Origin of the sequence: Pseudoalteromonas sp. SG44-17, from assembly GCF_014164235.1 — a bacterium.
Taxonomy (GTDB): Bacteria; Pseudomonadota; Gammaproteobacteria; order Enterobacterales; family Alteromonadaceae; genus Pseudoalteromonas; species Pseudoalteromonas rhizosphaerae.
Window position 1 is genome coordinate 156,404 of the sequence record NZ_JACJEV010000007.1, and the last position, 12,210, is coordinate 168,613.

The 12,210-nt window shown below is 40.8% G+C and carries 11 protein-coding genes; 5 read left to right on the forward strand and 6 right to left on the reverse strand.

The window, feature by feature from the left end; translation table 11 throughout:
* Positions 1 to 19 precede the first annotated feature (19 nt).
* From tsaA to H5182_RS07775, 4 genes are all read right to left on the reverse strand, one after another.
* Positions 20 to 724, reverse strand: a complete 705-nt coding sequence (tsaA, locus tag H5182_RS07760; protein WP_182758806.1) for a tRNA (N6-threonylcarbamoyladenosine(37)-N6)-methyltransferase TrmO — start codon at positions 722 to 724, stop codon at positions 20 to 22.
* A gap of 108 nt (positions 725 to 832) precedes the next feature.
* Positions 833 to 1,405 carry an outer membrane beta-barrel protein gene (locus tag H5182_RS07765; RefSeq protein ID WP_145233916.1) on the reverse strand — a complete coding sequence of 191 codons (573 nt, stop codon included), beginning with the start codon at positions 1,403 to 1,405 and terminating at the stop codon, positions 833 to 835.
* A gap of 223 nt (positions 1,406 to 1,628) precedes the next feature.
* Positions 1,629 to 2,099: an acyl-CoA thioesterase gene (locus H5182_RS07770; protein ID WP_145233918.1), complete on the reverse strand. Its 471-nt coding sequence runs from the start codon at positions 2,097 to 2,099 to the stop codon at positions 1,629 to 1,631.
* Between the two features lie 139 nt (positions 2,100 to 2,238).
* Complete coding sequence (locus tag H5182_RS07775) at positions 2,239 to 3,885, reverse strand: electron transfer flavoprotein-ubiquinone oxidoreductase (protein ID WP_182759831.1); 1,647 nt, start codon at positions 3,883 to 3,885, stop codon at positions 2,239 to 2,241.
* A 195-nt stretch (positions 3,886 to 4,080) separates the two neighbouring features.
* Here H5182_RS07775 and H5182_RS07780 point away from each other — a divergent pair, with 195 nt between their 5' ends.
* The 4 genes from H5182_RS07780 (at position 4,081) to H5182_RS07795 (ending at position 8,382) form a co-directional block, all read left to right on the forward strand.
* The gene (locus H5182_RS07780; protein WP_182759832.1) at positions 4,081 to 4,830 is read left to right on the forward strand and encodes an electron transfer flavoprotein subunit beta/FixA family protein; all 750 of its coding nucleotides are present in this window, start codon (positions 4,081 to 4,083) and stop codon (positions 4,828 to 4,830) included.
* The gene (locus H5182_RS07785) at positions 4,831 to 5,757 is read left to right on the forward strand and encodes an electron transfer flavoprotein subunit alpha/FixB family protein (protein WP_182717844.1); all 927 of its coding nucleotides are present in this window, start codon (positions 4,831 to 4,833) and stop codon (positions 5,755 to 5,757) included.
* Positions 5,758 to 6,077: 320 nt separating this feature from the next.
* Positions 6,078 to 7,901: a protein kinase domain-containing protein gene (locus tag H5182_RS07790; protein WP_145233928.1), complete on the forward strand. Its 1,824-nt coding sequence runs from the start codon at positions 6,078 to 6,080 to the stop codon at positions 7,899 to 7,901.
* Positions 7,902 to 7,950: 49 nt separating this feature from the next.
* The gene (locus tag H5182_RS07795) at positions 7,951 to 8,382 is read left to right on the forward strand and encodes a DUF3859 domain-containing protein (protein WP_182730930.1); all 432 of its coding nucleotides are present in this window, start codon (positions 7,951 to 7,953) and stop codon (positions 8,380 to 8,382) included.
* 102 nt (positions 8,383 to 8,484) lie between these two features.
* Here the strand turns inward: H5182_RS07795 and H5182_RS07800 are convergent, their stop codons facing one another.
* Together H5182_RS07800 and H5182_RS07805 are read right to left on the reverse strand one after the other, a co-directional pair.
* Positions 8,485 to 9,534 (reverse strand): methionine synthase, encoded by a 1,050-nt coding sequence (locus tag H5182_RS07800; protein WP_182759833.1) that lies wholly within the window; start codon positions 9,532 to 9,534, stop codon positions 8,485 to 8,487.
* Positions 9,535 to 9,602: 68 nt separating this feature from the next.
* The gene (locus tag H5182_RS07805; RefSeq protein ID WP_182759834.1) at positions 9,603 to 10,577 is read right to left on the reverse strand and encodes a DUF1852 domain-containing protein; all 975 of its coding nucleotides are present in this window, start codon (positions 10,575 to 10,577) and stop codon (positions 9,603 to 9,605) included.
* Positions 10,578 to 11,099: 522 nt separating this feature from the next.
* Here H5182_RS07805 and H5182_RS07810 point away from each other — a divergent pair.
* Complete coding sequence (locus H5182_RS07810) at positions 11,100 to 11,909, forward strand: sulfite exporter TauE/SafE family protein (RefSeq protein ID WP_182759835.1); 810 nt, start codon at positions 11,100 to 11,102, stop codon at positions 11,907 to 11,909.
* Positions 11,910 to 12,210: the final 301 nt, after the last annotated feature.

The window sequence follows — 12,210 nt, forward strand, 5'->3', positions numbered from 1 at the left end:
AAGCGCTAAGTGTGTTTTTCTAACTTTTTTCTATGCTAGTGACATAGTTATGCTCGTCGTTTACTTGCCAACGGATATTAAAATCATACAAGGTCATTCCATAACTTTGTTCACCCTCTTTTTGCTTTTTATAGGCAGGGCGAGGATCTTGCTTAAGTACATTACTAATAAAGTCATGCAACTCTGGGAAGTTGGTTTGCTGTTCAATAAACGCCTGCACTTGCGGGCTAAACTCAACGGTCATTTGCGTTTCTGGGCGCGTGTCAGCAAAGCCTGCAGTGGCATCAACCATGGCATCTGAATAAGGTAAATATGGTTTGATGTCTAAAATCGGGGTGCCATCAAGTAAATCTATGCCTGCCAATAATAAACACAGCTGGCCATTTTTATACTCTATGCCTTCAAGCTTGACGGCACTCATGCCTATGGCATTGGGTCTAAAGGTCGCGCGTGTGGCAAATACGCCTTTGCGCTCATTACCGCCTAAACGCGGTGGTCTAACCATGGCTGAGTAGCCTTTATCAGCAGTTTCATGAAAGCGAAACAATAACCAAATATGGCTAAATTCATCTAAACCACGAACAAATTCTTCACGGTTAAAATCAGCAACAAATACCAACTTAGCTTTTGCTTGTGGAACTAAACGCGGTTGGCGAGGAATGGCGAACTTTTGTTTATAAGGAGATTGAATATGGCCAATAGCCGTTAGTTGAAAATCGCTCATGAAACTCAATTACTGTTAAAGATACGATATTCTAACCGCTAACAACAAAAAAGGCAGCTCGAAGCTGCCTTTTACTGCTAAATAACCTCAGAACAGGTTAAGCATTCCTTAAAACATATATTGTACAGATACTGATGCCACGTCCATATCTGGATCAATATCGTCTTCTAATTCGTAACGCTCGTACTCAAAGCGTATTTGCATATTACTGGTAAATGCATATTCAATACCTGCACCGTAGAATATATCGCCACCACTTTGATCGGCTGATATTTCACCAAGGGCTGGAATATCACTGGTGACCTCGGCGTCCCATTCTAACCAACCACCTTTAGCGTAGACAGAAAAGCTTTCTGTTATTGGTGCTGCTAATCGTGCAGCAAGGGAGATACCATCTACCTCAGCGTAACTATCTATATCACTTACTTCATCAAAGTTTTGATAGGCCAGTTCTAAACTCAAATACTTATTAAATTGTGAACCAACATAGCCTTTGAGCATCTGTGAGTCGTCGTCAAAATCGATGTCGTTTTCAGAATCTTCAAATTGGAATGAGTATTGGCCGTAACCAATACCGGTATATACGCGAGGGTAATCCATGTTTGTTGTCTCTGCGCTAGCTGCAGTATTAAAACCTAACAATGCTAATGAGATAGCAGAAAGTGAAATTGATTTAATCATTTAATAGCTCCTTTACAAAATAAAAAATATAACCTTTAAATTACCGATTACTTTTAATATTGCATGGTGCGTGCCATGATTAATTTGGCTTTAAAACAGCCAGTTATAGTCTTTTATAGCATACAAAGTACACCAATGAGCGCTATTTAAACGCTCGTTCAGTTTGGCTGGAGAAAAGATTTCTGACTAGAGTGTAGCTTTTACAGATAGATAGTTTAGGTGATCAGGGTTCTGATTTATGCAATAAAGTTTCAGTTTCTATGGCAATCTCTTTCATCTTAATTGCGTAGTTTTCTAATTTTTTGTCTTCATTACTCACTGCGATGTATTCTGGCACTGCTACGGGGTAACCTGTTTCGTCCATGGCAACAAAGCTAATTACACAGTGGTTAGTCTCAACTAAATTACGCGTTTTCGGATCGCCACAGCGAACTTGTATAAAGATTTGCATACTGGTTTTGCCAGTGTGGGCAATTTTAGCTTCAACTTCAACAATTTGACCAACTAGAATAGGGCGACGAAATTTAACCCCAGCGACAGATACAGTGACACAGTAATGACCACTCCAACCAGCAGCGCAGGCATAACCTGCTTGGTCAATCCACTTCATGACGACACCGCCATGAACCTTCCCGCCAAAATTCACATCGGTGGGCTCTGCTAAAAAACGGAATACAACATTAGACGACGGCATAAAAATATCTCACTCATATATAATTCTTATTAGCATAGCGCAAAAAAGGGGCCGAAGCCCCTGCAATTTAGGATAGGTTTATAATTTATATGTAAAATATTATTTTAACGCTGTATCAAGCACTTTAATTGTATTTAGATTACATATTTGGGTAGTTGGGACCACCGGCTCCCTCAGGTGTTACCCAGGTGATGTTTTGGCTCGGATCTTTAATATCGCAGGTTTTACAGTGCACGCAGTTTTGTGCATTGATCACAAACTCGTCTTTGCCGGCAATTTGCTGTATCTCATACACACCCGCCGGGCAATAGCGCTGAGCAGGCTCGTCAAATTTAACTAAGTTAACATCGATAGGAATAGCGCTATTTTTTAGTTTTAAATGACACGGCTGAGATTCTTCATGATTGGTATTTGATAAAAACACCGAAGATAATTTATCAAAGCTGAGTTGACCATCAGGCTTCGGGTAATCAATGACACTGGCCTGATTTTTATCAACTAGCGTTGCGTGATCTGGGATATTATCTTTAAAAGTAAAAGGTAATGCCCCTGCAAAAATATTTTGATCAAGGGTGTTATACGCACCACCAAGAAATTTTCCTAGCTTATGCATCACAGGGCCAAAGTTACGTGATTGGTATAGCTCTTTATAAGCCCAACTTTGTTTAAATGCTTCGCTGTAGTCAACTAAGTCAGTATGCTGTTGCTCGTTTGTAAGCGCGCTAAAGATCACCTCAGCGGCAATCATACCTGACTTCATCGCTGTGTGGTTGCCTTTGATTTTGGCAAAATTCAAGGTGCCCGCGTCACAGCCGACCAACAAACCACCCGGGAAGTGCATTTTTGGTAATGAGTGCAAGCCACCTTTTGCAATCGCACGAGCGCCATAAGCAATACGTTCGCCACCGGCTAATACATCTTTAAATATTGGGTGGTGTTTCATGCGCTGAAATTCATCAAACGGGCTTAAATGCGGGTTTGAGTAATTTAAATCAACAATTAAGCCGACTACAACTTGATTATTATCACTGTGGTACATAAACGCACCACCGTTAGTATCTGCACTTAAGGGCCAACCGGTGCCATGAACTACCGTGCCTTGCTTGTGTTTAGCAGGATCGATTTGCCAAATTTCTTTAAAGCCTAAACCATAATGTTGCGGTGAGGCATCTTGATCAAGTGCAAATTGATTGATCAGCTGTTTACCTAAGTGACCACGACAACCTTCAGCAAATACAGTGTATTTAGCACGAAGTTCCATGCCAGGCATAAAGCCATCTTTTTCATTGCCATTGCTATCAAGGCCCATATCGCCGGTAATAATGCCTTTTACTGTGTCATCTTCAATAATCAGTGAGTGTGCGCTAAAACCTGGGAAAATCTCAACCCCTAGGTTTTCTGCTTGCTCTGCAAGCCAGCGGCATACATTACCCATAGAGACAATATAGTTATCAGTATTATGAAATGTTTTAGGTGCGGCAAAGTGAGGGATAGCGGTGGCTTTGCTGTCATTATTAAACCAATATATTTCATCACTGGTTACTTTAGTGGTCACTGGCGCGCCAAGTTCTTGCCAATTGGGCAGTAACTCGTCCAAAGCGGTGGTTTCAAATACTGCGCCCGATAAAATATGGGCGCCCACTTCAGAGCCTTTTTCAACCACGCAGATCATGCACTCTTGTTGTTTTTCTTGTGCTTGTTGCGCTAATCGTATGGCGGTAGCTAAGCCTGCAGGGCCTGCGCCGACAATAACGACATCAAATTCCATGGTTTCGCGTTCGACCATATTAACCTCTTTTATGTGACGGACCTGTGCCTTTACAAGGGCAATTTCATACTTGCAAATGAAACGTTACAGGCGATGAATAGTTTAAGGTTATTTTAGGTTGACGTTTACGTCAACAGGAAGTAGTCTGATTTCATAAAATAAATAGGTTGACGTACACGTTAGCTTGTAGGTTTAAATAATTATGGAGTTCCTATGAAAGTTCTCGTTCCAATAAAAAGAGTTATCGACTACAACGTAAAAGCACGCGTTAAAGCAGATAATAGCGACGTTGATCTAACTAATGTGAAAATGGCACTTAACCCATTTTGCGAAATTGCCATTGAAGAAGCTATCCGCTTAAAAGAGGCGGGCACTGCCACTGAAGTGATTGCTGTAACCATTGGTGCTAAAGCATCTCAAGAACAATTACGTACAGCACTGGCACTGGGCGCCGATAAAGCGATTCATATTGAGACTGACGAAAAATTAGAATCACTGCACGTTGCAAAGCTGCTTGCTAAAATCGTCGAGCAAGAAGCCCCTGAACTGGTAATTTTAGGTAAACAGTCGATTGATTCAGATAACAATCAAACAGGTCAAATGCTGGCGGCTCTTACTGGGCGCGGGCAAGGTACGTTTGCATCAAAGGTCGACATAGCAAATGGCACTGTTAATGTGACGCGTGAAGTTGATGGCGGTTTACAAACAGTTTCATTAAAGTTACCGGCCGTAGTCACAACAGACTTACGTTTGAATGAACCTCGTTATGCATCATTGCCAAATATTATGAAAGCCAAACGTAAACCACTTGAGGTAATTTCAGCTGATAGCTTAGGTGTAGACTTAACCCCGCGTATCGAACTTGTTGCGGTACATGAACCGGCAAAACGCAGTGGCGGTATCATTGTTGATGATGTAGCGCAGTTAGTTGATTTATTAAAAACACAAGCGAAGGTGATTTAAATGAAAACATTAGTTATAGCAGATCATGACAATGGCAGTTTAAAGCCTGAAACTTCTAAAACCATAAACGCAGCATTAAAGCTTGGTTTTGCTGTTGATGTACTAATTGCTGGTGAAAACGTAGCACCAATGAGTGAAATAGTGGCCAGTATTGCAGGTGTAAACACCGTGCTGGTGGCTGATCATAGCGAGTATGCGCATCAGTTAGCTGAAAACATTGCAGATTTAGTGTTATCGCTTGCGCCAGATTATTCGCATCTTGTTGCTAGTGCCACTACAACGGGCAAAAATTTTATGCCACGTGTTGCCGCATTACTTGATGTTGCACAAATTTCAGAAATCATTGATGTGGTTGACGCTGATACATTTAAACGCCCAATCTATGCAGGTAATGCCATCGCAACTGTAAAATCACTGGATAGCAAAAAAGTGATCACCGTTCGTGCAAGTAGCTTTGATCTGCAAGGTGAGCAAGCTCCCGCTGAGAGTCGTGTTGTTGATTCTGTGTTTAGCAGTGAATTAAGCGCATTTGTAAGTGTTGAGCAAACCGAATCTGAGCGCCCAGAGTTAACTGCTGCGCAAGTGGTTATATCAGGTGGACGCGGTATGCAAAATGGCGAGAACTTTTCATTACTTAATGGTATTGCCGATAAACTAGGCGCGGCAATTGGTGCGTCTCGTGCTGCGGTTGACGCCGGCTTTGTGCCAAACGATATGCAAGTGGGTCAAACCGGTAAGATCGTTGCGCCTAACTTATATATTGCCGTAGGTATTAGTGGCGCAATTCAGCACTTAGCGGGTATGAAAGACTCAAAAGTAATTGTGGCTATCAATAAAGATCCCGATGCGCCAATCTTCCAAGTGGCGGATTATGGTTTAGTAGCAGATTTATTTGATGTGCTACCAGAGCTTGAACAAGCACTCTAATTTATAACGATTCTGGTTGTTAAAAGCTGTTGTGATCAGTTCGCTGATCACGCGGCTTTTTTTCTTTTATTTTACCAATCATAAAGTCTGTATTATCTAACTAAGCAATTACCATGAATAAAGAGTATCACCTGTGGTTTAGTGAGTTGGGGGCATTATTTTTTAACACAGATTGCCTTTTTACACTTTTTTTGCACAAAATGTCAGGACACGCTAAGCTGAGGCTAAATGACTAGAAATTTAGAACTAAAAAATTAATAATCAATAAGCTAGCTTCACCCTTATCCCTTACATTTTTTAGAATACGTTGAGACCTCGCAGTGAAAACCAAAGCAATCCGCAATTTTTATATCAATGAAGAGCAGTCGGTCTATTTGCTTTCGCACCATGACGCCAAAAAACACCGCCAATGGTTGAATATCTGTATTAAGCAACTCACTAATTTAGGCTACAGCCAGGTTGAAATGATTGGCTCGGGTGCTTTTGGATTTGTATTTGCGGGTTTAGATGAGCGTAAACTTCCTTGGGTGTTTAAATTTTCACGTATCACCTTGGCGCAAAGTGTACGTGATCGACTTGAGGACGAAGCGTATATGCTCTCGCAAGTTGATAACCCATTAGTGCCTAAGTTTTATGCTTTTGAACGGATAAAAAAGCAGGGCATTTTAATGATGGCCCGCGCGTTAGGCGAAGACTTAGAAAAAGTATCACTTAAAAAAGGCCGCTTTAGCGCCGCAGCAATCACCAGTTTAGCGCTAAAACTACGTAATGTATTAATAGACCTTCGCACTCAGCAAAATGGCATAACGCCACAACCGATTGTGCATGGCGATATCAAGCCTTCTAATCTAGTGTGGGATGAACATACCCAAGGCTTATCGCTGGTGGACTGGGGCAGCTCTGTGTATGCCCAAATAGACAGTAATGGTGAGCCAATCACTAGTAACTTTATGGATTTAATGTCTGGCGATTTAAGTACCACCAATGCGCGGATGGGGGATGTGTATTTTATTGGTGATGAGCAAATGTCAGGTGCTAAATCATCGCCGCGTTTTGATGAGCAAGGCGTGGCGTCCACCTTATACGCACTGGCTTCTGCACAGTCATGCCGATTTGGCGCGCAAGTGATCCCAGCCAGTTCATTAGGGCTCCCTATGGAGCTTGCAAAAGTGATTGACGGTATGCTCTCTAAAAATAAAATTACAAGAGACGGGGCGGGTGATTACTTTATGCGTAATATGCCTGCTATGGCTAAAGCATATTTACCAGAGCTCAATTTAGCTGAAGATGTGCGAGCCAATATTCCATTTTGGTTTGGTAACGATGACGAACGACCTGATACTGTGGTTTATAGCTCACGTAAACAATTTTTACGCCAAGCCGACCACAATCAACAACTGCTTGATGTAAATGACGCTCAATTGGACCGGTATTATAAAGAATTCCTGTTTGATACCGGTGATACTGAAAAAGCATTTTTAGCCTCTATCAGCCGATTAGCAAAATACCCAGTAGTAGGGGGCTTAAGCTTTCATTGGAAAGAAGAATCACTGTTCGTTGAATCATCACTGATCATGCATGATGAAAGTTTAGGCCATGCTTTTACCCAAGCGGTTAATAATACCGTGATGTTGGCACAAGGCATTCATCAAAAAGGCTTATTTAAGTGTTGTTTATTTGATGCAAGAAAGACCATTCAACTGGAGCGTGATGGCACAGGGGCATTTAAGTTTGAACAACTTCCAGAGCTTGACTATGAGGTAATGAATTTAAAAAGCTCAGAAGTCACCCGACCACATTCTTATTTTGAAGACGGTAAAGATCCGGACGAGCAACTGCAGCTACCTAAAAAAGTGATCAAATGCGTATTTGAGTTAAACCAAATACATCATACCGGCTGCATTATTTTTGAAGCTTTACCAGATAGAATGAAAATACATCATTATTATCGTTTGTTAGATGGCACTAAAGAAGCACAGTTTAAGCGCTTGCTTAATAAGTTGATGCAATATGCGGTGAGCATTACTGATGTGGGGGTTGCCGGGTTTATGAAACTACCTTACAAAAATACCCGTGAGTTTGCCTTGTGTGATCGCCAGCCTGATTTTTTCTATCCTAAAGATCCTAAACGTTTTGGCGCTTAATTTTGCCGTATAAATACGTTAAACTAATGCATCAATAAAAGGATAAATAATGGCAAAAACTAAGCCCGCAATCACTATGCAAAGCTTTGGTATTTATACAAAGTGGGACTCATCATCAAAAGCCTTACCGCAAATTCAAGCATTTACCACAAAAGTACCCGCGCAACTCGATGTGGAGTTTGGTTTTATCATTAATATTAAAAAAGCCAAAGGCGAAAAACTTCATTATTGTATATACCATCCTGATATACCGGATGCTGATGGTGAGGTAATGCCACCATTTGACGGCTTTGAATACGTTAAAGACAATGACTGGCACTTTTACCTAGGTGATACCTTGTGGCAACCTATAAGCAATAAGATAGGCGATTGGCGTATGACCATAGAGCTAAACGGTAAACTGATTGCCGATAAAACATTTTCAGTGTTTGAACAAGAGTCCATGTCAGAAATTGAGTTTTGGCAAAAGCGCGGGTATTAAATACTTTATGTGTATATAGGCTTATTGTATTTGTAGTAAGTGTAATTGTTGAAAATAAATTAGGACGAGGTGGTTACTCCACCTCATGAAATAAATTAGATTTTAATTACTTTGAGCCAGCTCATTTCTAATAATCTCTGCGCCTGCGGTTAACGCATTGAGCTTACCTCTTGCAACTGCGCGAGGTAGCGGAGCCATACCACAGTTAGTACACGGGTAGAGCTTGTCAGCATCGACAAACTGCAGTGCTTTACGTAGCGTATTTGCCACTTCCTCTGGTGTTTCTATGGTATTGGTGGCAACGTCAATGGCGCCTACCATTACTTTTTTACCGCGAATAAGTTCAAGTAGTTCCATTGGTACATGAGAGTTGTGACATTCTAATGAGATAATATCAATATTAGATTGCTGCAGTTTTGGAAATGCTTCTTCGTATTGTCGCCATTCTGAGCCTAACGTTTTTTTCCAATCTGTATTGGCTTTGATACCATAACCATAACAAATATGTACGGCCGTTTCGCATTTAAGGCCTTCAATGGCTTTTTCTAAACACGCAATTCCCCAATCATTTACCTCATCAAAAAACACGTTAAATGCAGGCTCATCAAATTGAATGATATCAACCCCCGCAGCTTCTAGTTCTTTGGCTTCTTGATTAAGAATTTTGGCAAATTCCCAAGCGAGCTGTTCGCGGCTTTTATAATGGTCATCATAAAGTGTATCTATCATGGTCATAGGACCTGGTAGCGCCCATTTGATCGGTTGTTTGGTTTGGCTGCGTAAAAACTTAGCATCATCAACAAAAACCGGTTTGATACGACTAACAGGACCTACCACAGTAGGTACACTGGCATCATAGCGGTCACGAATTCTCACCGTTTTACGGTTTTCAAAATCTACACCGTTAAGGTGCTCAATAAATGTGGTAACAAAGTGTTGGCGTGTTTGTTCGCCATCACTGACAATATCAATACCTGCGCATTGTTGCTCTTGCAGAGAGATCCGTAACGCATCGTGTTTGCCGTCAATTAATTCATCACCTTGAAGTTTCCAAGGTGACCAAAGAGTCTCCGGCTCTGCAAGCCATGAAGGTTTAGGTAAGCTGCCTGCAGTTGAAGTCGGTAATATTGTTTTGCTAAGAGATGTTTTCATAATAAATAATGCCATTTATTTGGGTTAACTTTTTAAGTTGCGATTGAATCTAACGATTGAACTCGCTATTACACGTAATTAGCAGACCATTGCTCAAGCACTGTTTGATATGGCTTGATGAAGTGCAGCTCAGCAAATTTCCCCTGTTCATTCGCCAATTTACTGCGCTCTTCACGGTCATAAACAATTTGCGTGAGTGAATGATCTAGGTTCTTCAAATTTGGTTGATATGATTTCCCCGCAGTCGCATTGGCATTATAGATCTCTGGTCGGTAGATTTTTTGAAATGTCTCCATAGTGCTAATAGTGCTAATAAGCTCAAGATGAGTGTAATCATTTAGCAAATCACCAACAAAATAAAAGGCTAAGGGCGCTACACTATTTGGCGGCATAAAATAACGCACCTGCAAGCCCATTTTTTTGAAATATTGCTCAGTCAAAGACGGTTCATTTGGCTGATATTCAACACCTAATGCAGGGTGCTGATTTTCAGTACGATGATAGGTCTTGTTATCCGAAACACTTAGGCATATTACTGGCGGCTTTTTAAAGTGCTTTTTGTAGCTGTCAGAACTAATAAAATATTTAAATAGTTTGCCATGCAGCTCGCCAAAGTTATCAGGGATACTAAATTTAGGCTGATCTTTATTATGTTCTTGCAGTAATACGCTAAAATCATAGTCGCGCACATAGGAGGAAAAATTATTTCCTACAATGCCTTCAATGCGTTTGTTAGTGTGATGATCAACAATATTTGTTTTCAATATTTCAATCGATGGAAAGCTATTACCACTGCCAGCAATATCCATATCAACAGAAATGATTTCAAGCTCTACAGAATAACGATCCGCTTTTGGGTTATCCCACTGCGCCAAGGCATTAAAACGGTTATCGATCATTTTTAAGGCGTTGCGTAAGTTTGCTTGGCGATAACTGCCTCTGGCCAAGTTTGCAAAATTGGTAGTGATACGTGTATTAGCTGCTGGATGATAATTTTCATCGAGACAAATACTCTTAATAGTAAATGTGAAATCTTTAGTCATGGTGATCTGTATCCAATTATCTGATTTAAAACCTGCGTTTATGCTGTGCTCTTGAGCGAATTAACGTTACTGATCTCTCAGTAAGTGATGTTCACAGTTTTTGTGTTTGTGCCTGATGGCTTAATTAAAACCGCTGTAAAACTGTGTTGCCTCTAAGAGTTGAGCTATTTATACGTGGATCGGTACATGAATAAAAACGGTTTAATTTCACCTAAAACATGAGCTGTATTCATCAACTAATAATATTGCACGGCATTAGCTATAAATTATCTGAAGTGGCACTTGAAAAGACAGAGTGCCAACTTGGCTATACAGACATTTAGACTTCTGGGTGGGTATCTTGTATTTATTTCATCTAAAACATGAGGATTATTCAGGGCTTAATTTAGCCAAATATATCAATGGGCATCAGTTATATTGATATACTCGCGGCCAATGTGGTGAGTGATAGCTGCTCTGTTGGAAATAGAAACGCATTCATCTGGCATGAGTGCCCCAAAATTATAATAAGAGATAAACGCAATGAGTGAATTGATAATGTTGATTTTATACTGCGCCTTACTTGGCAGTGGCGTAGGTTTTTTAGCAGGGCTGCTAGGTATTGGGGGCGGGCTGGTTATTGTTCCTGTGTTGAGTATTATTTTACTGCATTTTGAAATTCTACCAGCTGAGCAAGTCGTTATTGCCGCAATTGCAACGTCATTAGCATCAATATTATTTACATCAACGTCTTCCGCAATCGCACATCATAAAAATGGCAATGTTCCATGGACTCTTGCTCCTTGGGTAATGACGGGCGTTGCACTTGGGGCGCTTATCAGTGGCTTTATAGCAGCACTATTACCTGAGCAGGTTGTTCGCTTAGTGTTTGCTGTCACGGTGGTACTTATTGCGATAAAGATGTTTGTAAGTAATAAGCGTGAGCCATCGGTTGAGCGTGACATGCCCAATAAAGGTGTGTTAACCATTATGACCACGATCACCGGCGGCTTGTCTGCGATGATCGGTATTGGCGGAGGCGCGCTTTTGGTACCATTGTTAACGTTTTTCTCAGTCGATATGAAAAAAGCCATAGGGTGTGCATCCGCATGCGGCATTGTTATCGCATTATTTGGTTCAATTGGTTACATCAGCTCAGGCAGCGGCCATTTTGCACTAGAAGATGGATTTGCTGGATTTGTGTATTTACCAGCGTTATTCGGTATTATTTGCACATCCTGGTTTACCGCCCCGTTAGGCGCCAAAGCCACCCATCACTTACCAGTCACGTTAGTCAAAAAAATCTTCGCCGCATTGTTGCTAGTAACCGCTGTCAAAATGATTATGTATTAAAAGGAAGGGCACTGCAGTGAAACGAATAGAGCCAATAATTTATCAAATTGGTTCTATTTGCGTAGGCTAGCTCTTTAAGCGCAGCGAACCTTAATTTCTTTGTGAATAATTCACTAAAATTTTATTGCACAAAGAGGAAAGAATGAGAAATAAATGAGGGCTTAAATCTGAGAAAACTAAGTCGTTTTTTAAATGAAAGTACATTAGAACATTTATGAAAAGTATCCGTATAAACGCAAAAAAAAGCTGGCACTGCCAGCTTAATTATTAAAATATTTTGTTAGCACCTAGCACCTAGCAC

Coding starts and splice junctions, on each gene's coding strand:
- tsaA (WP_182758806.1), bottom strand. CDS start 724: ATGAGCGATTTTCAACTAACGGCTATTGGCCATATTCAATCTCCTTAT.
- H5182_RS07765 (WP_145233916.1), bottom strand. CDS start 1,405: ATGATTAAATCAATTTCACTTTCTGCTATCTCATTAGCATTGTTAGGT.
- H5182_RS07770 (WP_145233918.1), bottom strand. CDS start 2,099: ATGCCGTCGTCTAATGTTGTATTCCGTTTTTTAGCAGAGCCCACCGAT.
- H5182_RS07775 (WP_182759831.1), bottom strand. CDS start 3,885: ATGGTCGAACGCGAAACCATGGAATTTGATGTCGTTATTGTCGGCGCA.
- H5182_RS07780 (WP_182759832.1), top strand. CDS start 4,081: ATGAAAGTTCTCGTTCCAATAAAAAGAGTTATCGACTACAACGTAAAA.
- H5182_RS07785 (WP_182717844.1), top strand. CDS start 4,831: ATGAAAACATTAGTTATAGCAGATCATGACAATGGCAGTTTAAAGCCT.
- H5182_RS07795 (WP_182730930.1), top strand. CDS start 7,951: ATGGCAAAAACTAAGCCCGCAATCACTATGCAAAGCTTTGGTATTTAT.
- H5182_RS07800 (WP_182759833.1), bottom strand. CDS start 9,534: ATGAAAACATCTCTTAGCAAAACAATATTACCGACTTCAACTGCAGGC.
- H5182_RS07805 (WP_182759834.1), bottom strand. CDS start 10,577: ATGACTAAAGATTTCACATTTACTATTAAGAGTATTTGTCTCGATGAA.
- H5182_RS07810 (WP_182759835.1), top strand. CDS start 11,100: ATGAGTGAATTGATAATGTTGATTTTATACTGCGCCTTACTTGGCAGT.